The following is a 22,871-nucleotide window of genomic DNA, read 5'->3' on the forward strand; positions in this document are numbered from 1 at the left end:
AACTCTCCTATTTCGGCTGAGCATTAGGGCTAGTTGGTGCAGTCGCCGCTGCAGCCTTAGCTGGTTGTGCCGATGCCTCTGGTGCTCCTATATATCGATAGGTTTTGGCTTTAATAGAATAATTAAGCACAGGAATATCTGACTTACTATCTTTAGCTTGAGCAGCCTCTACAACAAAGTCATGCATCGTCACAATACGTGGCAAAGCAGAGATACTACTTACGAAAGCACCGAAAGCGTGATAGTCGCCTGTTGCTTCGATGGCAATTGGTTGTTCAATAAAAATTTCCTGCTTTACTTCATCCTCTAAACGGATATTTTTAAATTTCAATCCAGAGTTCACACCAGTTAAGTTAATATCCTCAACTAAACTTGGAATCTCTGTTTCTTTCGGCAATTGTTCTAATTGCTGGTTGAAATTTGCCTGCATCTCTTGAAGCTGCACTTGATACTGCTGAAGATTACGTAATTTCGAGTCTTTTTCTCGAAATTCATTTAATAAATTACCTTCCTGAGCTTGGGCATTATCAATTGCTTGTAGCTTTGGCTGAATAGCAACAAAATAACCCAAAGCCAATACAGCAAAGAAAATAAAAGTCCAGCAAGTAATTTTTACAGATATTGGCCAACTACCATAGTTGTTCATATCAAGCGTATTAAATTGCTGAAGGAATTTATCGAGATTAAATTTCTTTTTCTTTGAAGCTGATTGCTCTAATGATAATTCTTGCAGTTCATCTTGACTCATTTGGCTGCCCCCGTGTCTTTTGCTACGGCTGGCTTATCAGCATCGTTATTCGTTGTGGTCACGCCCATTTCCCCCAAATCGACAGTCACAACAAAACTGCCATAGTTATCTTCCACCCTAGGAAGAAGAGAACTCGCAGTCTTATCTTTTTTATCTTCATTAGCCAAGAAAGAATTCATAAAAGCATTACGATACCAAGGAGACGATTCAAGGTTACGAAGCAATTCAGCTACCGTATTTGGACTCTCAGCTTTACCCTCGATCGTAAATTTATCCCCCACTCGACTGAATTTGGTTAGATACATTGCTGGTGGCGTGACTCGAACGAGCTCATCAACTAATCGCACCACTACTGGCCGTTGACTCTGCAAATTTTGAATCAACTTCATACGCTCAATAATGGCATCACGCTGCTCTTGTAAACCGTTTAATGCTTTTAATTGCTGATCAAGGTTTTGATTTGTACTTTTAATAAGTTGGTTTGCTTGTTCTTGATCATCTAATTTATGATCAAAATAGAACCATCCACCAAATACGGTTGTAATCCCCAAAACAACCACCCCAAAGCATAAAGTTATAAATTGTTTTTTTCGTTGTTCCCTCAGCTCTTCACGCCAAGGTAGTAAGTTAATTGTTGCCATTAATCAAAACTCCTTAAAGCCAAGCCGCATGCCACCATTAAAGATGAAGCATCATTTTCGATTTTTTGAACGTCGACTTGAGGAGAAAAACCCATTTGTAAAAATGGGTTGGCAATAGTGACACGGTAGCCTAATTTTTGCTGCAAAAGCTTGGCAAGACCTGGAATATTCGCATTGCCACCTGCAAGCAAAATATGGTCTATTTCGTTAAACTGAGATGAAGAAAAGAAGAATTGTAATGAGCGGGCCGCCTGCTGAACCACAGCATCTAGAAATGGATCTAGTACCTCAATTTCATAATCATCTGGCAAAGTACGGTCTTTTTTAGCTCGGCTTGCTTCTTCTAGAGAGAGGCCATAACGACTTTGAATTTCAAGCGTAAGTTGCTTACCACCAAAAACCTGCTCACGAGTATAAATAATCTTGCCATTTTGCATGACCGATAGTGTTGTCATGGTATGGCCGATATCTAAAATTCCTATCGTATTTGCGCCCATCGGCAAGCTATCAGCAAACACACTAAAAGCACGTTCGACTGCATAACTCTCGACATCTGCCAGTTTAGGATTCAAATCTGCCAATTCAAGAACTTCAACACGTGTTTCAACGTTTTCCGTTCTTGTTGCGACCAAAAGAACATTTACTCGATTTGGATTCAGCAAGCGATCAGGCAAAACCTCAAAATCAAGGCTCACCTCATCCAGCGGGAACGGTATGTACTGCTCCGCATCTACACGAATCTGAACTTCACGTTCGTCATCGCTCATATCTGCATCCATTTCGATAGTTTTATGAATAACCGTCGATGTTGGAACAGCAATTGCAGCGTTAGTGGTTTGGGGATTTGCTAAATTCATCGCCCGTTCCAAAGCTTCTGCTACCGCTTCTGGATTTAAGATATTTTTTTCAACTACACTGTTTTCAGGTAAAGGCATCAAAGCATAGCTTTCTACCCAATATTTACCGTTCTTGACAGAGAGCTCTAACAACTTAACAGAAGTCGAACTAATATCGACGCCCATTAACCCCTTATTAGGTTTACGATATAACCTGAGCACACTATTGTCCTATTATTTTTTTATCCCCAAAAAAAAATTACAAACCAATAATCTCGGTCTTTATTTTTACACGGATACAATATCTCATCTAACAATCCGCATGTCTAAAGGCTATACTGACCACAATTAGTTTGTATTCGATCTTATTAAAGCTTACTTATCATGAAAAAGCTATCCAGTTTGGGCTTCGTGCGTCCAATTTTTTTGATCATTATTATTATCTTAGTCTCACTTCCGATGGGATTTTATGGCATGTATCTCTATATTGCCCCAACCCTCCCGGAAATGAGTTCACTAAAAAAAGCACCGCTTTTAAAGCCCTTGCAAGTCTATACAGCCGACAACCAACTTATTGCTGAGTACGGTGGTAAACTTTCTATTCCTGTTGAATACAAACAAATTCCTCCTACGTTTATTCATGCATTCCTAGCAGCAGAAGATTCTTCTTTCTTCGAACACAGCGGCATTAGCTTTAAAGGTTTAGGCCGTGCTTTAAGTGAAAGTGTTACTGGGTCTGATGTGCAAACAGGTGGTTCTACCATCACAATGCAGGTTGCAAAAAACTATTATTTAAGCCCAGAAAGAACTTTAAAACGCAAACTAACCGAAATCTTTTTGGCCCGAAAAATTGAACAAAACTTATCTAAAGAAGACATCTTAAGTCTTTATGTGAATAAGATTTTCTTGGGTAAAAATGCTTACGGTATCGCAGCTGCTGCAAAAATTTACTATAACAAGAGTATTAATGAGCTCAGCATTGCTCAAATGGCTATGATTTCTGGCTTACCGAAAGCACCATCTAAATACAACCCAGTGGTTAACCCAGAACGGGCACTTGAACGCCGCAACTGGATTTTAGGCCGTATGTTGCAGCTCGGTTATATTTCTCAAGCAGAGTATCAAAAGGCAGTTGCAGAGCCGATCAACTTGAATATGCCCAACCGTGACCTAAATAATATTCACCCATATGCGGGTGAAATGGTCCGCTCAGAGCTTGTAAAACACTTTGGTGAACAAGCAATTGACTCAGGCTATAAGGTTTACACGACCATTAACGCCCAACGTCAGGCTATTGCAGAAAAATCTGTACAAGATGGTTTAGAGGCTTATGACCGTCGTCATGGCTGGCGTGGAGCAGAGGCACATGACAAACCATTAAGCCAATTTAGAGCTTATGCCAATACCTACCCTGCAGAAGTGACTAAAGTAAATAACAACTCTTTTGAAGCCTTAATGCAAGATGGTTCAACAGTCACTGTGCAATGGTCTGGCATGTCTTGGGCCCGCCCCTATCGCAATGCAAATAGCGTAGGTGGAGTACCTTCACGTGCATCTCAGATTGTTAAGGTTAAGGATATTGTTCGTTTACGTCCAAATGAAGCTAAAACTGCATGGTCGTTAGTTCAAGTACCTAAAGTTCAAGGTCAGCTTATCGCAATTAATCCAAATGATGGCTCCATTGAAGCAATTGTTGGTGGTTATAATTTCTATCAATCAAAATTTAACCGTGCTTTACAAGGCTGGCGTCAGCCGGGTTCGACCATCAAACCATTCCTTTATGCTTTAGCATTAGAACGTGGTATGACACCTTATAGCATGGTCAACGATAGCCCGATTACCATTGGTAAGTGGACACCAAAGAACTCTGATGGCCGTTACCTAGGTATGATTCCATTACGCCGTGCTTTGTATTTGTCTCGTAATACCGTCTCTGTAAGACTTTTACAAACTGTAGGGATTGAACGTACTCGTCAGTTATTCATGGATTTTGGTTTACAAGAAGATCAGATTCCACGTAACTACACCATTGCTTTAGGTACACCTCAAGTATTGCCAATTCAAATGGCAACAGGCTATGCAACGTTTGCAAACGGTGGCTACCGTGTCCAACCACATTTCATTCAACGTATTGAAGATGCATACGGTAAAGTGATTTACGAAGCTAAGCCAGAATATGCATGTATTCCATGTATTAATGCACCTGAAACAACTGAAGATGCACAGACAACTACACCAGATGATCAAGTTGTTGAAGTGACCAATAAAGAGTTGGAACAGAAAGAAAAGGCGGCCAAACAGCTCAACCTAAAACAAACTGATAAGAATAATAGTCAATATCGTCAAGCTCAGCGTATTTTAAAATCAAGCTCTGCTTATGATATGGCAAATATCTTACGTGACGTAATTGAGCATGGTACAGGTCGTGCCGCACTTAAAATTGGCCGTAGTGACTTGGGTGGTAAAACAGGTACAACGAACGACGCAAAAGATGCATGGTTTGCAGGTTTCAACGGCAAGTTAGTCGCAATTACATGGGTCGGCTTTGACCAACCAACAACACTTGGCCGTCGTGAGTATGGTGGTATTGCCGCATTACCAATCTGGATTAACTTTATGGATCAATCTTTAAAAGGTACTCCAGCTTCTTGGGTTCGTTTAGAAAAAGATGCTCAGGCACCTATTTCTCGTGACAAACAAGCTGTCGTTACAGAAATAGGCGATAAGAAAACATATCGTGCTGCACCACCATTAGCACGTCCACTCTATCGTCCTGCACCACCGCAACCGAAAGCTAACACCAATAATGACTTTGATGACCTACCTGGTGAGGAAATTGTAATTCCATCTAAGGCAGCACCTCCAGCAATGAAGCCTTCACAAGGAACAGCGCCGAAGCGTGATAAAGATGAATTAGAAAACTTGATTAACCAAATTGAGTAAAAATAAAAAAGCCATCGTTAGATGGCTTTTTTATTACGCTTTTGAAAAAGATAGATTTGAAAAGATGCTGTCACTTTCAGGTGTGATTGCTGTTCTAATTGCATCCGGCGCTCTGGAGATGCCTTATACGCATAAGGCGTCATAGCGATCAGATTCTTTAGGGCTTGTTGATCAAGCACAAAAGGCGCATCAATAATTTGCTCTTGCTTTAACTCAAACAAATCTTGTAGTTGCTCTACAAACTTTTCTGGTGTGTGAGGATTAACTTGCTCAAATAAAGCCTCACGCATGGCATACAAATGTTCAGAAGCAGGCGTAACAACAATTAAATAACCATCATCTTTTAAAACACGCGCAATTTCTGCTTGTGGAATCGGGCTAAAAAGACTCGTACACACATCTATACTTTGATCAATTACAGGTAAAGTTGCTCCTGTACCCACAACCCAAGTCACGTTGGCATTTAACTTTGCAGCACGTTGTACTGCATTTTTTGCAATATCTACACCTATACACTGCTCAACAACCTGTTGCATCGCACTAGTGTAATATCCCTCACCACAGCCAATATCAAGTACAGCTTTAGCTTTAAGATGCTTTAGCCAATGAACTACTGCTTGCTGTAAAGGCTGATAATAGCCACCCTGTAAAAAGGCACGGCGTGCATCTACAGACTCAGGAGTATCCCCGGGATTTTTACTGTGTTTATGCTGTACGACATGTAAGTTCACATAACCTTGCTTTGCAATGTCATAGCTATGACCCTGTTCACACCGCCATGTTTTGTTTACCAGCTCAAGTCGCTGACGACATACGGGGCACATTAAATTTTGCGTAGTCACGTTTAATTATTCTCTTGTTCTTTTTGTTGCAAATAAGCCTTAGCGTGCATTCCAACAAATGTGCGGCCTGCATTTGTTCCAGAAACCCATTCATCTACTTCAAACAAATCAAACAATCCCACTTTAATTAAAGTTGGAATTGCGATCTTCAACTCTTCTTCAATTTGCCCTCTTTGTCCCGCATTATAGAGTTCAATATTATGCAGCATTGTCGCGACAGTTCCCGTTTGTACCTGACTACCATCTTTAAGTACAACTTGAGGTAATACTTCCCCATCACTAACCACTTTTTGGTTAATTACAGATAATTGGTCTAGCCCAACAACCTTTGTCATTTACCTCTCCAATAAAAAAAGCCAGTAGAAACTGGCTTTATATTGACACCAAAATAAGTTCTAGCGCAATTTTAAGGTCATTAGGCCTAAAACAACTAGCATAATCGTAATAATCCAGAATCGAATTACAACTTGAGTTTCTTTCCAGCCTTGTTTTTCATAGTGATGGTGTAAAGGTGCCATCAAGAATACGCGCTTATTTCGCATTCGCAACGACCCGATTTGCAGGAATACTGATACAGCCTCCATCACAAAAACACCGCCCATAATCGCAAATACGATTTCTTGGCGTACCATCACGGCAATTGTTCCAAGCATTGCACCTAAAGCTAAAGCGCCCACATCACCCATAAAGACTTGTGCTGGATGTGCGTTATACCAAAGGAATGCTAAGCCTGCACCAATCATCGCAGAACAGATCACCACAAGCTCAGAGGTATATTTCACATATGGAATATGTAAATAGTTAGCGAAACGGATGTCACCAGATAAATAAGCAAATACACCTAAACCTGAAGCCACCATAACCACCGGCATAATAGCTAAACCATCTAAACCGTCAGTTAAGTTAACCGCATTAGAAGCACCATTAATTACTAAATAGGTGAATACAATAAATGCCAAGCCTAATGGAACAATAGAAAGTGGAATTGAAAGATTCTTGAAGAAAGGAATCAATAAATCCAGCATATTTGCTGTGTATTCTGAATTAGATTGTTCAGTTGCAATTAAATATAACGCAATACCAGCACCAAGTGAGGCAATAGAAGTCCAGAAGAATTTCTTACGTGCAGGTAAGCCCGCATTATCTTTATATCGAATCTTAATCCAGTCATCTGCCCAGCCAACCGCACCGAACACAACCATTACACCAAGTACAATCCAAACATAAGGGTTAGATAAATCAGCCCACAATAAAGTACTAATACCAATTGAGAGTAGAATTAAAACCCCTCCCATTGTCGGTGTACCCATTTTTTTGGCATGATTTTCAGGAGCAAACGAACTTACTGCCTGACCGTATTTTAACGCTTGTAATTTACGAATCATGATTGGTCCGAGAACCAAACCAATGGTCAGTGACGTTAATACACTGAGTAAAGAACGTAATGTTAAATAACGAACAACCTGAAACGAACTGTGATAGCCCGCAAGTTGTTCAAACAACCATAACAGCATTTAAAGTTTCTCCATCAAATCAGCCATCAACGTTTCCATATGAGTAAAGCGAGAACCTTTAAACAGGAAACTCATGGACTGGGGTTGATGTGTTTGGATTAGATTGATTAAAAATGGAAGCGCCTCAGCTTGAGTCTGAAATGCTTTCAATTTAGTAGAATGAAGGCCCGCACCTTCGAGAGCTGCTGAGGCAAACTGCCCAACTGCAATAATATGTTCTAAAGGAAGCTGAGCGAGATCGCGACCTAAATCATGATGTTCTTGCCAACTACTATCGCCAAGTTCCCCAATATCCCCCATCACCATGACTTTAATGCCATTTTGTTGAAGTAATACTTGTGCCGCAGCTCGCATAGATGTTGGATTAGCGTTATAAGTATCATCAATAAATAAATGAGGCGCTTTTTGAATAAAGTTCAAACGGCCTTTCGCGCCTTGTGCTTGCTCTAATCCTTTTACAATATCGTCTAGGCTAACACCTAATGCCAAAGCAAATGCTACTGCAGCAGTTGCATTTTGCACATTATGCTCACCTGCAAATGGCAGCCTTACAAAACTTGAACCTTGAGGTGTATGTAACTGGAAATTGGCAGATTGTGGCAACAATTCAATCTCTGTAGCAAAGACATCACCACCAGTACCAAAACTCATAATTTGATGACTTTTTGCTGCTTCACGAATCTCGGTAGTAAAGTCATCTTGTTGTGGAACAATAGCAACACCGTGAGGTAGAATATGACGATAAATTTCTGATTTAGCACGGCAAATACCATCGCGACCACCGAACTCACCTAAGTGAGCAGTCCCAATATTTAAAATGCCAGCGACATGCGGTTGAACAAGTTTTGATGTGTAATCAATTTCACCTTGATGATTTGCCCCAAGTTCCATCACTGCATATTGATGTTCATTGCGAAGCTCAAGAAGCATCATCGGCACACCAAGGTCATTATTTAAATTGCCTCGGGTAATCAATGTAGGAGCTAAACGAGATAAGATGCTTCCTAGCATTTCTTTAGTAGTGGTTTTACCGCTACTTCCCGTTAAAGCAATAACTTTCAATTGAGCATTTTGTTCACGGCGATATGCACCAAGTTGCCCCAAAGCTAAACGAGTATCAGCAACTACAAGTTGAGCAATGTTGGCATCTATAGGTTGCTCAACAATAGCGACTTGGCAACCATTTGCAGCGACTTGCGCGACAAAATTATGCGCATCGAAACGTTCACCTTTTAATGCTAAAAAGGCATCCCCACTTTCTGCATGACGCGAGTCAGTCAAAATACGTTTAATTTCAGTTTGAGGGATCTGGTCTTTATGCCAGTAACCCTGTGTTGCCTGTTGTAATTGTTGAGCTGTCCACGGTTCCAAAGGCACGGTACTGGTGGTTGAAGTATGCATAATTTTTCCTATTGTGCAGGGTAAGCAGCATCTACCGTATGATGTTGTGCATCAATCGCAGAACGCACTTCAACCACATCATCAAACCAGTGACGCACACCATTAATTTCTTGATAATTTTCATGACCTTTTCCGGCAATCACCACAATGTCACCAGCTTGAGCCTGCTGCGTAACAAATTTAATTGCTTCACGACGGTCATGAATTTCATGCATACGATGCCCTGAAAAATCTATTCCTTGCTTCATATCAGCAAAGATTTGTTCGGGGTCTTCTGTTCTTGGGTTATCTGAAGTCAGAATAACCGGATTTGCACCATCTAAAGCTGCTTGAGTCATGAGTGGGCGCTTACCACGGTCACGGTCACCACCACATCCAAATACAGCCCAAAGCTGATTCGAAACGTGACGCTTTAATGTTTTAAGCACTTGAATCAATGCATCCGGTGTATGCGCATAATCCACCACAAAAAGTCGCTCATCATCACGAATGACCTGCATTCGGCCTGGTGCGCCAATCAGTTTAGGAACAAAATTAACTAATGCTTGTAAATCGAAACCAGCTTGCTCAGCAGCGATCAGCGCCGCAATCAAGTTTTCAACATTAAAATGACCTAATAATGGACTTTCTACAGCAAATGAACCTTGCTGCCCCACTAAATTAAAGGTTGCACCCGCCAAGCTATAGCTTAAATCGGTAATATAATAATCGGCCGTATTTTGAGTAAGCGAATAAGTCAAAATTTTAGGTTGCGCTGGATTATTCTTCGCCGATTTAATCATTAAATCTGCATGTGCATCATCTAGATTAATCACAGCAACTTTTAACGAATTAAACTTGAATAAACGAGCCTTTGCTTCTGCATAAGCTTCTAGCGTGCCATGATAATCGAGGTGATCACGACTTAAGTTACTATAAACAGCAATTTCAATATCACAACCATTTAATCGGCCCTGCTCAAGACCATGCGAACTCGCTTCTAAAGAAGCAAAAGTTGCGCCGTGCTTAGCATAAGCATGTAATTCATTTTGTAACTGCAAAGCATCAAGAGTAGTATGTGTAGAAGGCGTTAAGTCCGGCAAAATACCATTACCAGTCGTTCCCATCACCGCACAGCGCTGCTGTTGCGAACTAATTAACTCAGCAATTAGGCGAGAAATAGTCGTTTTACCATTCGTACCTGTTACAGCAATAATCCGTAATGGTTTAACCGTATCAGTTTGTTGTAAATAACGTTTTTGCCACTCACCCATACGCTGACGCACATCAGAACATACCCACTCATTCGCGACACCTAATTCGGTTTCACTAATTACAGCAAGTGCCCCATTTGTTAAAGCTGCTTCAGCAAATGTGCGTGTTTTTTCAGGTTGGCTATAACTGGTCAAGGCAATAAAAATTTGGCCAGCTTCTACTTTACGACTATCTAAATTAAAGCCATGAAATGGCTGTTGAGGCCATTGTGCATCAATCTCGATTGGATTAATTTCTTGAAAAGAAACAGTCATAGCTTACCTGCGAATAGGATTTTGTGGAGTGTTAAGTGGCTTATCAAGCGGCACGTTCATTAAACGTAGTGACTCTTGCATAATACGAGCGAAAACTGGGGCAGCAACCAAACCACCGTAGTAACGACCTTGTGGATTTTCCACAACCACAATAACAGCTAAACGCGGATCACTAATTGGTGCAACGCCGGCAAATAAAGCACGATATTCACTATTTGAATAGCCTTTACCATCAGCACGCAATTTATGAGCAGTACCTGTTTTACCGCCTACTCGATAGCCTGGAATATTGGCTTGTGTCGCTGTACCACCCGGCATAGTCACTTGCTCAAGCATTAACAAGACTTGATCAGCAATTTTTGGGTTAAGAACTTGCTCCCCTTTAGGTGCCTGATCTAATTTATGCAAGCTTAATGGCATTTTGACGCCATGATTTGCAAGCATGGCATAGCCTTGTGCCAGCTGAAGAATAGTTGCGTTTAGACCATAACCATAAGCCATGGTACCAATTTGAGAAGAGTTTAATTTATTTACAGGAAGTACTAAACCAGAACTTTCCCCTGGGAACTTCACAGCAGAACGCTTACCAAAACCAACACGATTAAAGAAGGTCGGTAGAGTCTCTTTTGGAAGTGATAATGCAATTTTTGCAGAACCCACGTTTGAAGACTTAATAATCACACCTGTTACGGTCAAAGCCCCATAGTTATGAGTATCACGAATAGTATGCCAACCTAAACGCATTGAACCAGGAGAGGTATTTACAATCGTATTTGGTGTGTATTGACCCGTTTCTAATGCAGCAGAAATGGTAAATGGCTTCATGGTTGAACCCGGTTCGAACATATCGATCGCACCACGGTTACGCATAGCATCTTTATTAGACAAGCCATTCTTATCATTCGGGTTATAAGATGGCCAACTGGTCATTGCCAAAATCTCACCCGTTTTAACATCAACCGCAATAGCCGTTGCTGAACGTGCATTATTCGCAACACCCGCTGCGGTCAATTCGCGATACATAATGTACTGTAAACGAGAGTCGATACTTAAAGTGATATTCTCACCCGGCTCACCCTCACGAATCACCTCAGAAACTTTTAAACGATTACCACGCTTATCACGAATAATTTTTTGTTCGCCATCTACTCCAGAAAGCTGCTTATTCAACTGCATTTCCAGGCCTTCAACACCTTGACCCTCACTATTAGTCAAACCAATAATTTGGGCATTTGGTTGTGGCTGCGGATAATAGCGTTTGTAAGTTTTTTCTGCATAAACCCCTTGGAAGTTACCTTTCATAATGAGGTCAGCTTGTTGCGGTGGTACTTCTTTTTTCAAAACTAAATAACGAGAACGCGGACGCGCATTCATCTGTTTCTTAAGATCAGCACGATCAACACCGACCACATCGGCAAGCTCATCTAAGTTTAAATTTTTATCTGGTAATTGGCGTTTTAATTTACGATTTTTTGGATCTTGTTTTAGTTCAGCCGAAATTTGATCATATAAATGTTTAGTTTCAAAATAATCACGTGGGTCCATCACAATTTTCATGATTGGACTACTGATCGCTAAAGGCACACCGTGGCGATCACTAATTACACCACGCATAGCTTCTACACGTTCAGTACGCAAAATATTGGCATTGACCTTATTTTGTAAAAAGTCCTTATTAATGATCTGAACATAAAATGCACGTGCAATTAATACCACAAAACACAGGAGCACCACTGCCCAGAGCAGATAAAACCGCCACATATCAAAGGCAAGACTTGGTTTTTCCGAAATAGACTGCTGTTTTTTTCGTGTTTGCTTTGTTCGCTTATCTACCATACAGCAAGGCCTTACTTATTTTGCTCTGAGGTCATCGGTAAAGAAATTACCACCGTTTCTGCAGCCGGTGGCGAAAACATTCGTAATTGTGTCACAGCACGCGTACCAATTTGAGCAGTCGCACCAAATGTTTGTTGCTCAATCAATAAACGTCCCCATTCAGCATTGAGGTCATCACGTTCACGCATATAAGAGCTTAACTCTCTATAATCATGACGGTATTCAAATACTTGCAATACCACCATCATGGCACTGATGAAAACCAACGCCACCATGACTGTATATATCACAACTTTTTTGACCACTTTATTTTCTGTGGTTTCGATTTCATCACTGCTTTTCATTACGCGCCTTTTTGTTCCAAGCGTTCAGCAACCCGAAGCCATGCACTACGTGAACGTGGATTCGCTTTTACTTCTTCTTCACTCGCACGAACCCGTGAAATTTTCTTTAATCTTCTCGTATCAACCTGCTGTTGAGGCATTCCCCAACCAGAATCTTCTGCAAGCGTTGATTCTTTTTGAATAAACTGTTTAATCAACCTGTCTTCAAGCGAATGGAAGCTGATCACAGACAAACGCCCCTTTGGTTTAAGCAAGTCTACAGCTTGCGGTAAAAACACTTCAATATCATCTAGTTCTTTGTTAATAGCAATACGAATAGCCTGAAAAGTACGTGTCGCCGGATGCTTATGTTTTTCCCATTTTGGATGAGCTGTTTTTACAAGTTCAGCCAGTTGTGCTGTCGTATCTAATTTTCCAGCTTGTTTAATTGCTTTAGCAATACGTCGACTATATCGTTCTTCACCATATTGATAAATGATATTCGCCAACTGTTCCTCTTCAATTTCAAGTAACCATTCAGCAGCAGTCAAACCTTTAGAGTTATCCATACGCATATCTAAAGGGCCATCTTGCATAAAACTAAAGCCGCGTTCTGCCTGATCTAATTGAGGGGAAGATACGCCTAAGTCTGCCATAATTCCATCGACACTTTGCACCCCAATTTCCTGCATTTTTTCTTTTATATCAGCAAAACTTGCATGAATAATGGTAAATCTCGGGTCTTCTTGTGCTAAAGCGGCTGCAACTTCTAGAGCCTGAGGATCTTTATCAAAGGCATATACTCGAGCGTTTTCATCGAGTTTCGACAATAATAAGCGTGTATGCCCACCTCGTCCAAAGGTTGCATCGATATACACCCCAGTTGTGCGATCTGCCAATAAGCTTTCAACGGTCTCAAAAAGTAAGACAGAAATATGCGACATAGGAGTTAAATCATAGCGTAAAAATGTAACTGCACATTATCACCTTGTTTACGATGAACACCAAACGGCTTTTTGTAGGAAAATATTAATTTTTCATAGAGAAAACCGTTTTCTTTGCATTTTTTAAGCAAAATAAAAAGCAAGCTCACCTTTTCAGGTTCACTTGCTTCAATATGAAAAGTTTAATTAGTTTTTAAACTAGGGAGCTGCCCATATTTTATTTACTGTTTCCCATCATAAATCTGATCAAAGATAGCCCCATTGGCAAAGTGAGTTTGCTGGGCTTTTGCCCAGCCACCAAAAACATCATTAATCGTAAATAATTTAATTTTTGGAAATTGTGCTGCATATTTAGCAGCGACTTGAGGATTACGTGGACGAAAATAATGTTTCGCAGCCAACTCTTGCCCTAACGGTGAATATAAAAAGTTGAGATAGCCTTTTGCTAAAGTACGGTTACCGTCCTTATCGACTGTCTTATCTACAATCGCAACAGAAGGCTCTGCCAAAATTGAAATTGATGGGTACACAACTTCATATTTATCTTTATCGAGACCTTTCGTTGCCAATAATGCTTCATTTTCCCAAGAAAGTAGAACATCTCCAATTCCACGCTCAGCAAATGTAGTAAGCGAACCACGGGCTCCCGAATCTAGCACCTTAACATTGTGATAAAGTTTTTTAACTAGCTCTTTTGCTTTGGCGTCATTGCCACCAGGCTGTTTTAAAGCATATCCCCACGCAGAAAGATAAATCCAGCGCGGTGCTCCACCCGTTTTCGGATTAGGTGTAATAATTTCAACACCTGGTTTAGTTAAATCATTCCAATCACGGATATTCTTTGGATTACCTTTTCTAACCAGAAACACCACTGTAGAGGTATAAGGCGCAGAGTTATTAGGAAACTCTTTTTGCCAGTTTGGCTGGATATATCCAGCTTTAACAATCTCATCAATATCATTTGCTAAAGCCAAGGTTACTACATCGGCTTGAAGACCAGTTGCTACAGCTCGCGCCTGTTTTCCGGAGCCCCCATGAGATTGTTTAAAATCGACATCCTGACCGGTGCGTTGTTTCCAGAATTTTCCAAATGCCTGATTATATTCTTGATAAAATTCACGCGTTGGATCATAAGAAACATTTAAAAATGTAGTCGCAGCCTGTACTGCACTTACTGCTAACCCCATATATGTAGCGACCGCAATTTTTACTATTCTTTTCATTTATAAATACCAATTTTACTTTTAAACTATATTACATTTTTATATTTTAATTTTTCTATCAAACACTTATAACAATTCAAGGTTTATTAATCACTTTAAACGATATCATTCACGCTTACTTTTTATTCATAATTTCGAAAAGTTTTGTAATTATTCTTATAGTTTATTTATAGTCTTCACTTTATCTACACATTAATTTGTTAAATAATGAGACGTAATGGATACAGATAGGCTACATTTGAAAGATACCAACGTAAAATAAAGGTATTTTTTGTAAAAAGTGTGACATGGTTCTACTTTTTTATTAAAATTTATGTTTGAATCGTAGCGTTACCGTAATTTTACATTTGGTTAAACTCAAAAAATAGACGAAATGTACGTACTGAGGGGATGAGTAAAAATGAAAATTAAGTATGGAAAAGCTTTGAGTTTGGGTTTGGTGCTCAGTTTTGCATCACAATTATCAGTTGCCGCAGCACTCAAAGACACACCAACCAAAAGCGTTTCTGATCGCCAGTCTTCGCTTATTGAAAAAGCACTCGACCAGCAAAAACGCAATACTATAGCTCTACCATCTACAGATGATGAGTTAAAAGTACTTAACACTATTCGTGTAACACCTACTCAAAACTTTCTTGCAGCACAGCATGAGCGTTTCTCACGTTTTGTTCAGGCCATCTTCCAGCCACATACTTCTTAATATTTGAAACGACCCCTCATCGTTTCAACTTAAGCCCAGTCTGCCGTTAAATAAAAACGTCAGAATACTGGGCTTTTTCGTTATAATAGTTTCAATTTTTATTTTGACCCATTATCTATGAAAGTTCGTACTCGTATTGCACCTTCTCCTACTGGTTTCCCACATGTTGGTACTGCCTACATTGCTTTATTCAATATGTGTTTTGCGAAACAACATGGTGGGGAATTTATTTTAAGAATTGAAGATACCGACCAACTTCGCTCTACACCAGAATCTGAAAAAATGATTTTAGATTCTTTACGCTGGTTAGGTTTAAATTGGTCTGAAGGTCCAGATGTGGGTGGCCCACACGCGCCTTATCGCCAATCAGAGCGTATGGGAATTTATAAGCAATATGCGTTAGAACTTGTTGAAAAAGGCCATGCTTTTTACTGTTTCGCGACAGCAGAAGAACTTGATCAAATGCGTGCCGAACAGCAGGCTCGCGGTGAAACACCAAAATATGATGGCCGCGGTTTAAAGCTTTCTCAAGAAGAAGTAACTCGCCGCCTAGAAGCAGGCGAACCTCATGTCATCCGTATGAAAGTTCCAGAAGAAGGTGTATGTAAATTTAACGACTTACTCCGTGGGGAAGTAGAAATTCCTTGGGCACAAGTCGACATGCAAGTCCTTCTTAAGACTGATGGTTTACCAACTTACCATTTAGCGAATGTCGTTGATGACCATTTAATGGAAATCACTCATGTATTGCGTGGTGAAGAATGGCTTCCTTCTGCACCGAAGCATCAGTTGCTTTACCAATACTTTGATTGGGAAATGCCAACGCTTTGCCATATGCCTTTGCTACGTAATCCAGATAAATCGAAGTTATCTAAACGTAAAAATCCAACATCAATTAACTACTACCGCGATATCGGCGTCCTACCAGAAGCCTTACTCAACTATTTAGGCCGTATGGGCTGGTCAATGCCAGATGAGCGTGAAGTATTTACCCTGCAAGACATGATGGATCATTTTGATATTCAACGTGTATCTTTAGGCGGCCCAATTTTCGATGTTGAAAAACTCAATTGGTTAAATGGTCAATGGATTAAAGGTTTAACACCAGGCCAGCTACTAGACCGTTTACTTACTTGGAAGAGTGACCGCAATACATTAGAAGATATTGCTGCTGCAATTCAACCGCGTATTAATTTACTTTCTGAGGCAGTAAATTGGGCTGGTTTCTACTTTAACCATATGCCACAAATTACAGCCGAAATGTTTGAAAGTAAAAAATTGACTCAAGAACAAGTTCGCCAAAGCTTACAATTTGCTATTTGGCGTCTTGAAAGTCAGTTTACTTGGAATAATGACACGGTTAGCCAAACCTTAATGGACTTGGCAAATCAAATGGGTATTAAACTACGTGATTTTATGCCTGCTTTCTTTATCGCAATTGCTGGCTCAACCAGTTCAACACCAGTGATGCAATCAATGGTTACGCTTGGTCCAGATTTAACCTTTGCTCGCTTACGACATGCTTTAGAAATTGTTGGTGCACCGAGTAAAAAAGAGGTAAAAAACTGGGAAAAGCTCAATGAAAGCTTAAAACTGCCGAAAAATGAAGCAACTAGCGAAGCTTAATTCATTTTTTTGTTGACGTGTGGGCGCATTCACCCTAATATTGCGCTCACACAAACTGGGGCCATAGCTCAGTTGGTAGAGCGCTACAATGGCATTGTAGAGGTCAGCGGTTCGATCCCGCTTGGCTCCACCAAGATCCTTTGTGTTTGCCTCATCAAGTCCCTATCGTCTAGAGGCCTAGGACATCGCCCTTTCACGGCGGTAACCGGGGTTCGAATCCCCGTAGGGACGCCATTTTCTATTTTAAAAATTCCTTTTAAAGACTCTATCGTCACCTTCCTGTCTATTCTTTGACACCTTCTTGATTGCACATTTGTCTATTTTATCTAAAATAGCGTCTTTCTTAAATTCTCTCAATGTGTAATATGCAGCCATCTGACAATCAACTAGATGCTCAGCATCAGAACAGTACTGCACCTTTAAAAAGAGCCATGAGTACTCGCCACCTTGTGATGTTATCGCTAGGCGGTGCAATCGGTACTGGTTTATTTTTGGGTTCAGGGGAAGTCATTTCACAAACTGGACCTATTGGCGCAATTATTGCCTACATTCTTGGGGGTGCAATTGCTTACATGGTTATGCTCTGTTTAGGCGAGCTGGCTGTGCATATGCCTGTTTCTGGTTCTTTTGGTGCATATGCCCAAAAGTACATTAGTCCAAGTACAGGTTACATGATTTCATGGATGTATTGGCTAACATGGACAGCAACGCTAGGGACCGAGTTTACCGCTGCTGCCCTACTCATGCAGGAATGGTTTCCGCAAATTTCAATGTGGATCTGGACACTTATTTTTGCAGTGACGATTTTTGGACTAAATATTAGTTCAACTCGAGTATTTGCTGAATCTGAGTTCTGGTTAGCGCTTGTTAAGGTTGTTACCGTTATTGCCTTTATTGTGCTTGGGTTATTAGCCATTTTTGGTTTAATTCCTTTTCATGGCGCTCAAACTGCTCCTCTGTTTAGTAATTTAACAGCCCAAGGCTGGTTCCCACACGGTTTCCTCCCTATCTTTACTACCATGCTGATTGTGAATTTTGCGTTCTCTGGGACAGAACTAATTGGTGTGGCTGCTGGTGAAACTAAAGATCCTGCACAAAACGTCCCTAAAGCGATTAATGCTGCAATCTGGCGCCTTCTTATTTTCTTTGTCGGCACCATTATTGTGATCAGTGCATTACTCCCTTTCCAGCTTGCAGGCTTAAGCAGTGAAAGTGTAAGTAGCAGTCCTTTCGTTACTGTATTTAATTACATTGGTATTCCATATGCAGATGATATCATTCGTTTTGTAATTATTACTGCACTGCTCTCAGCCGCCAATTCAGGTTTATATGCCGCTTCACGCATGATGTGGTCTTTATCAGAACAAAAGCTTCTTCCAAGTGTATTTGCCAAGCTTTCAAAAAGTGGGACACCTATTGTTGCTTTAGTAGTCACCATGTTTGGCGCAATCCCAGGTTTGTTATCGGAACAGTTTGCACCTGAAACCATCTTTAAAAACTTACTCGGCGTTGCAGCTTTCACCATGGTTATTGTCTGGATGAGTATCTGTTTAAGTCAGTTCAATTTCCGTAGACACTGGTACCGAGCTGGACATACGGTTAAAGATTTAAAATATGCTGCACCATTATTTCCTATTGTCCCAATTTTAGGTTTTCTATTCTGCTTTATTACCTGTTTAAGTATGGCAGCGGACCCTCAAATGCGAGCGGGTTTTGTAGGTTGCTTAATTTTTACGGCTCTTTGCTATATCAGTTATTTTATTTTTTATCGCCATAAGGCCTAAGTGCTTGTAATTAAAAAGTGTAGCAAAAAGCTACACTTTTTTTTGTTTAGATACTGGCTTTATAGAATCTACCGTTGTAGATTAAAATTTATATTAAAAACAATTCCTTGTATACAATGAAAATTATATTTATCCATGGGATGAATCAACAAAATTACACAGCACATCGTTTAAAAGAGCACTGGCTAAGAGTCTTTAAACTGGGCTTAAAACAATTGCACTGTAGAGTTAATTTAAGAGATTTACATATACACATGCCTTTTTATGGCGATTTAATGACGAAATATCAACTCTCTAATCAATTAGATTTAAACACCTTACTTCCAAAATCCTTTAACTTTCATTTGCCTATCCATTTACACTCACAAGCCAACACACCTAAGGAACATACTCCTTTTGTGCCACATCTTCCTCTTTCTCCCGATCAACCCGCAGAAAGCTTATCAGAACGTTTATATCTGACTTCACAGTTAGTAAAAGATCGCGTTCTTAAAGAAATGGTGGTTCTTTTAAATAATTTTCCTAAATTACATGAGAGCTTAATTCAACAATTCTTGATTGAAACTTACATGTACTTATCTAATCCTGATTTTATGTACGAAGTTCATCAAAGAATTTTAAAACAAATGCATGATGATGAAGATTGTATTGTAGTCGCCCACTCTTTAGGTTCCGTGATCGCATTTCACTTGTTATCAGACCCGGCTTATCACTTTTCAGTACAACGCTTTGTTACCTTAGCTTCACCACTTTCTTTTCGGGTGATCCAAAGTAAACTCCCTATTCCGATTGAACGTCCAAAATGCCTCAATGGCGATTGGTATAATTTCTACTCAAAAGATGATTTTTTAACAGCTTTCCCATTAAGTGAAGCACCTTTTAATTTCACTCCACCAATTATCAATCAAGAAATTTTTACTTTTGCGAACCAACCCCATGAAATTGTAGGGTACTTACAACACCATGCAGTCATCAAAGCAATTATTGAACCTTTTCAATAAAAATTAGCCATAAATGCCTATATTTTCTACAATTTGAGTTATTTTTAAGCGCTTGAATGTTTTTTTTAATATTTCTTTAGAAAACTATTTGACACTTTTATTAAATCGACCTAATATACGCCCACCTCTGAAACGTCCCTATCGTCTAGAGGCCTAGGACATCGCCCTTTCACGGCGGTAACCGGGGTTCGAATCCCCGTAGGGACGCCAATATTTTTCAGATGTATGCCTCATATAAGTCCCTATCGTCTAGAGGCCTAGGACATCGCCCTTTCACGGCGGTAACCGGGGTTCGAATCCCCGTAGGGACGCCAAATTCTAAAAAGCCACTGCATGAAGACAGTGGCTTTTTTCTTATCTACGCAATAAAAAAGCTGATTATCAATCAGCTTCTCGTTTATGTAATTTAATTCGCAATTCCAACTTGGACTTCAAGACGACCTGATTGAACCCGTAGTCCTTTTATTTCGAATTGATCTACCAGTTGCTGCACAAGTTCACGGCTTTCCCTCAAAATATTGAGTCCCGGTAGAATACTAAAGTCGGTTAAATTTAAAAGTTTTTCTACCATCCATGAACGGTTATTAATGAAATCAATAAACCCTGCCTGTTCAAGGTCAATGAACCACATGCGATGACCATCACGCTGAATACCCGGAATATCACGAATCAAATGATTAATCAGCGATGGAATAGGCAACATATTAATGACTTCAAAACCGACTCGGCCAATACGACGGACTGCCCAATTCGACAATGTTCCACCATGCCGAATTTGTACATCTAGGCTTTCATCCATTTGACGTAAACGTAAGAATTTTTCTTGCCCAATACGGCATTCCAATACCCGAAAATCTAAACTCAGCCGATATAGGAACCGGTGATAGTGCCCATCGATTTCAACCTGAAACCGATCATTGCCACATTGAACTTTAATATCATCAATTTCTGAACGATCTATACGTTTACGAATTTGACTGTTTAACAACATCTCAGGTAAATATAAATTCAGCGTACTTTTCCCCAGAAAAGTACGAGCCATAATTAAGGCAACCTGACGCGCAGTTTCACTCGTTTCAGACACCATATCTCTAACAGTTCCTGCTGCCAGATTGGTCATGCCAACGACCCCACGCTTTGTGTGAGTTGTTACATGATCTAAAGCATCTAAGGCTGCATCTGCAACCTCTGCAAGATTACGTGTCGTATCACTAGCAAACCCAACGGCATCATGAGCATGTTGCAAGGTCTTATGCAGCAAACGGCGTGAGAATGACAGTTTTATAGGGTCAGGGTTCCCTGAAACTGTTGATGTCGTTATAGGCTCCGACTTATTGTCATCTTCTTGACCCAAGTCCCTCTCCTTTTTATATTTCTTTCGCATCCCATTAATTAGCTTTTCAGCTCATTTCCAGTGTTGAACACACTTGGTTTTTATCTAGATTAGCATGCTCTACGGTACTATTTTAACTTTTATGTGTACGCATAAATCATCATTTTTTCATATATGCTTGTTTCAAAAAAGTATTTTTATATCTAACTTTTATATCACTTTTTAAAAGCCCTACAATTTTTTTCCTTTCTTTGCATTTCCGTTAGAATAGATTCAAATTTAATGTGGAGCTGTCATGCAATATCGTTGCCCTCAATGTCAAAGTGTTAAAATTATGCCAGTAAGCCAAGGTGTTAACAGTGCCAAACCTGTTGTGCCTAAGAGCTTAGTGATTTTAGTTCCTGCCATTTTTGTACTATTACTCTTGGTTGTAATTAGTATTTTTATGTGGATTTTTGGCAATGGTGCAGGCACTTCTCTACAAATTGCAACGGTCGTTGTTTTTGTTGTGACTCTAGGGGCGGGTTTTATGTTCTGGCGTGATTTGCCGGACTTTAAATTGTCTATGCAAGCATTTATGCAGTCACAAAAACATTGGAAATGTCGTGACTGCAATCACGAATGGGAAATTTAAAAAAAGTATTCACATCAGCTTAGTGCTGATGTGAATGTTCTTTATCAGTCTCATCATGTTCATGTGAAGCATGTTGAGCGATATGCTGACAATTGATCTCGGCATCATCTTCAATTTGCAATGTCACTTCGCCAATACCATGCTCATGAGAAAGCATTTCAACAGCATCTTGATAGAGCTTAGTACGGTCAGCTTCAGGCGCAAATAAGTGCACAGTTAAATGAATGTTTTTAGAAGTAATCGCCCATACCTTGAGTTGGTGAATACTTTCAACACCATTTAAAGACAATAAATCTGCACGTAACTTTTCGATATCGACTTCTTCAGGTACGCCTTCGAGCAAAATATTAATACTTTGTTTCAGTAAAACCCAAGTTCTTGGTAATACCCAAAAACCAATCAATACCGCAATAATCGTATCGACCCAGTACCAGTTGGTGAAGTAAATCACAACTGCACCAATAATAACGCCAACCGAGCCTAGTGCATCACTCAACACCTCTAAATAAGCACCTTTCACGTTTAAGCTGTTATTGGCACTCGACATGAGGATTTTCATTGAGATAAGGTTAATCACTAAACCAATGGTTGCCACAATGAGCATGCCCACACTTTGAATTTCAGGCGGCTTAGAGAAGCGAATATAAGCTTCATATAAAATATAAATTGCCACTACGAAAAGCATGAGCGCATTAAATAATGCAGCCAAAATTTCAAAGCGCTGATAACCAAAAGTACGTTTATTATCGGCTGGACGCTTCGCAATCTGAATTGCAATCAGAGCAATTGCCAGAGCAGCGGCATCGGTAAACATATGCGCAGCGTCGGAGAGTAATGCCAAACTTTGTGTAATTAATCCAGCAACGACCTCAACAATTAAAAATGTTGAAGTCAGTGCTAAAGCAATCATTAATTTCTTAGCATTACCTTCAGTCACTACAGCATGACTATGATCATGACCATGTTGTCCACCCATTTTGCGGACTCCTTATTATTTATCTTTATGGTGAGGTAAAGATAACGATGGAAACATC

The 22,871-nt window shown here is 40.0% G+C and carries 20 protein-coding genes and 4 tRNA genes; 10 read left to right on the forward strand and 14 right to left on the reverse strand.

Annotated elements, in window-relative coordinates; translation table 11 throughout:
- Positions 1-7: 7 nt before the first annotated feature.
- From ABLC00_RS17045 to ABLC00_RS17055, 3 genes are read right to left on the reverse strand one after another with little or no spacing between them, the layout of a single operon-like run.
- Entirely contained in the window at positions 8-748 is a 741-nt protein-coding gene (locus ABLC00_RS17045) for a type 4a pilus biogenesis protein PilO (protein WP_006582541.1), read from the reverse strand.
- Entirely contained in the window at positions 745-1,389 is a 645-nt protein-coding gene (locus ABLC00_RS17050) for a PilN domain-containing protein (RefSeq protein WP_006581060.1), read from the reverse strand. Before ABLC00_RS17050 ends, ABLC00_RS17045 begins: the two co-directional genes overlap by 4 nt.
- Positions 1,389-2,447 carry a pilus assembly protein PilM gene (locus ABLC00_RS17055; RefSeq protein ID WP_004711654.1) on the reverse strand — a complete coding sequence of 353 codons (1,059 nt, stop codon included), beginning with the start codon at positions 2,445-2,447 and terminating at the stop codon, positions 1,389-1,391. Before ABLC00_RS17055 ends, ABLC00_RS17050 begins: the two co-directional genes overlap by 1 nt.
- Before the next feature lie 162 nt (positions 2,448-2,609).
- Between ABLC00_RS17055 and ponA the strand changes: the two genes are divergently transcribed.
- On the forward strand, positions 2,610-5,168 hold the full coding sequence (gene ponA, locus ABLC00_RS17060) for a penicillin-binding protein PBP1a (protein ID WP_006582540.1): 2,559 nt from the start codon (positions 2,610-2,612) through the stop codon (positions 5,166-5,168).
- A 17-nt stretch (positions 5,169-5,185) separates the two neighbouring features.
- Here the strand turns inward: ponA and ABLC00_RS17065 are convergent, their stop codons facing one another.
- The 9 genes from ABLC00_RS17065 to ABLC00_RS17105 all read right to left on the reverse strand — a co-directional run bounded on the left by ABLC00_RS17065 (position 5,186) and on the right by ABLC00_RS17105 (position 14,759).
- Positions 5,186-6,010 (reverse strand): putative RNA methyltransferase, encoded by an 825-nt coding sequence (locus ABLC00_RS17065; RefSeq protein WP_006582539.1) that lies wholly within the window; start codon positions 6,008-6,010, stop codon positions 5,186-5,188.
- 2 nt (positions 6,011-6,012) lie between these two features.
- On the reverse strand, positions 6,013-6,345 hold the full coding sequence (locus tag ABLC00_RS17070) for a hypothetical protein (RefSeq protein ID WP_002051722.1): 333 nt from the start codon (positions 6,343-6,345) through the stop codon (positions 6,013-6,015).
- A gap of 60 nt (positions 6,346-6,405) precedes the next feature.
- Positions 6,406-7,524: a phospho-N-acetylmuramoyl-pentapeptide-transferase gene (mraY, locus tag ABLC00_RS17075; protein WP_006582538.1), complete on the reverse strand. Its 1,119-nt coding sequence runs from the start codon at positions 7,522-7,524 to the stop codon at positions 6,406-6,408.
- Complete coding sequence (gene murF, locus ABLC00_RS17080; RefSeq protein WP_033846218.1) at positions 7,525-8,925, reverse strand: UDP-N-acetylmuramoyl-tripeptide--D-alanyl-D-alanine ligase; 1,401 nt, start codon at positions 8,923-8,925, stop codon at positions 7,525-7,527. It lies immediately after the preceding gene.
- An 8-nt stretch (positions 8,926-8,933) separates the two neighbouring features.
- Positions 8,934-10,433, reverse strand: coding sequence for a UDP-N-acetylmuramoyl-L-alanyl-D-glutamate--2,6-diaminopimelate ligase (locus tag ABLC00_RS17085; RefSeq protein ID WP_006581055.1), 1,500 nt, complete (start codon positions 10,431-10,433; stop codon positions 8,934-8,936).
- A 3-nt stretch (positions 10,434-10,436) separates the two neighbouring features.
- Entirely contained in the window at positions 10,437-12,269 is a 1,833-nt protein-coding gene (gene ftsI / locus ABLC00_RS17090) for a penicillin-binding protein PBP3 (protein ID WP_348941001.1), read from the reverse strand.
- An 11-nt stretch (positions 12,270-12,280) separates the two neighbouring features.
- Positions 12,281-12,613: a cell division protein FtsL gene (locus ABLC00_RS17095; RefSeq protein WP_002051754.1), complete on the reverse strand. Its 333-nt coding sequence runs from the start codon at positions 12,611-12,613 to the stop codon at positions 12,281-12,283.
- A complete protein-coding gene (rsmH, locus tag ABLC00_RS17100) occupies positions 12,613-13,536 on the reverse strand; it encodes a 16S rRNA (cytosine(1402)-N(4))-methyltransferase RsmH (RefSeq protein WP_002051672.1) in 924 nt (307 codons plus the stop codon). The genes ABLC00_RS17095 and rsmH overlap by 1 nt, the downstream gene beginning before the upstream one ends.
- Before the next feature lie 221 nt (positions 13,537-13,757).
- Entirely contained in the window at positions 13,758-14,759 is a 1,002-nt protein-coding gene (locus ABLC00_RS17105) for a sulfate ABC transporter substrate-binding protein (RefSeq protein ID WP_006582536.1), read from the reverse strand.
- Between the two features lie 400 nt (positions 14,760-15,159).
- Here ABLC00_RS17105 and ABLC00_RS17110 point away from each other — a divergent pair, with 400 nt between their 5' ends.
- From ABLC00_RS17110 to ABLC00_RS17145, 8 genes are all read left to right on the forward strand, one after another.
- On the forward strand, positions 15,160-15,459 hold the full coding sequence (locus ABLC00_RS17110) for a hypothetical protein (RefSeq protein WP_002051642.1): 300 nt from the start codon (positions 15,160-15,162) through the stop codon (positions 15,457-15,459).
- Between the two features lie 117 nt (positions 15,460-15,576).
- Positions 15,577-17,085, forward strand: a complete 1,509-nt coding sequence (gene gltX / locus ABLC00_RS17115) for a glutamate--tRNA ligase (RefSeq protein ID WP_006582535.1) — start codon at positions 15,577-15,579, stop codon at positions 17,083-17,085.
- Positions 17,086-17,142: 57 nt separating this feature from the next.
- A tRNA-Ala gene (locus tag ABLC00_RS17120) sits at positions 17,143-17,218 on the forward strand.
- Positions 17,219-17,243: 25 nt separating this feature from the next.
- Positions 17,244-17,319 (forward strand) — tRNA-Glu (locus ABLC00_RS17125).
- Between the two features lie 131 nt (positions 17,320-17,450).
- A complete protein-coding gene (locus ABLC00_RS17130) occupies positions 17,451-18,869 on the forward strand; it encodes an amino acid permease (protein ID WP_004711637.1) in 1,419 nt (472 codons plus the stop codon).
- Between the two features lie 116 nt (positions 18,870-18,985).
- Complete coding sequence (locus ABLC00_RS17135) at positions 18,986-19,870, forward strand: hypothetical protein (RefSeq protein WP_004711635.1); 885 nt, start codon at positions 18,986-18,988, stop codon at positions 19,868-19,870.
- 134 nt (positions 19,871-20,004) lie between these two features.
- Positions 20,005-20,080, forward strand: a tRNA-Glu gene (locus tag ABLC00_RS17140).
- 28 nt (positions 20,081-20,108) lie between these two features.
- Positions 20,109-20,184: transfer RNA gene (locus tag ABLC00_RS17145), tRNA-Glu, on the forward strand.
- Positions 20,185-20,276: 92 nt separating this feature from the next.
- On the opposite strand, the gene ABLC00_RS17150 is transcribed toward ABLC00_RS17145, so the two are convergent.
- Positions 20,277-21,224 (reverse strand): hypothetical protein, encoded by a 948-nt coding sequence (locus ABLC00_RS17150; RefSeq protein ID WP_006582534.1) that lies wholly within the window; start codon positions 21,222-21,224, stop codon positions 20,277-20,279.
- A 274-nt stretch (positions 21,225-21,498) separates the two neighbouring features.
- Between ABLC00_RS17150 and ABLC00_RS17155 the strand changes: the two genes are divergently transcribed.
- Positions 21,499-21,837 (forward strand): membrane protein, encoded by a 339-nt coding sequence (locus ABLC00_RS17155; RefSeq protein WP_002051673.1) that lies wholly within the window; start codon positions 21,499-21,501, stop codon positions 21,835-21,837.
- 19 nt (positions 21,838-21,856) lie between these two features.
- On the opposite strand, the gene ABLC00_RS17160 is transcribed toward ABLC00_RS17155, so the two are convergent.
- Positions 21,857-22,813, reverse strand: a complete 957-nt coding sequence (locus ABLC00_RS17160; protein WP_002051646.1) for a cation diffusion facilitator family transporter — start codon at positions 22,811-22,813, stop codon at positions 21,857-21,859.
- Positions 22,814-22,871 lie beyond the last annotated feature (58 nt).

The organism is Acinetobacter nosocomialis (genome assembly GCF_041021905.1).
GTDB classification, from domain to species: Bacteria; Pseudomonadota; Gammaproteobacteria; order Pseudomonadales; family Moraxellaceae; genus Acinetobacter; species Acinetobacter nosocomialis.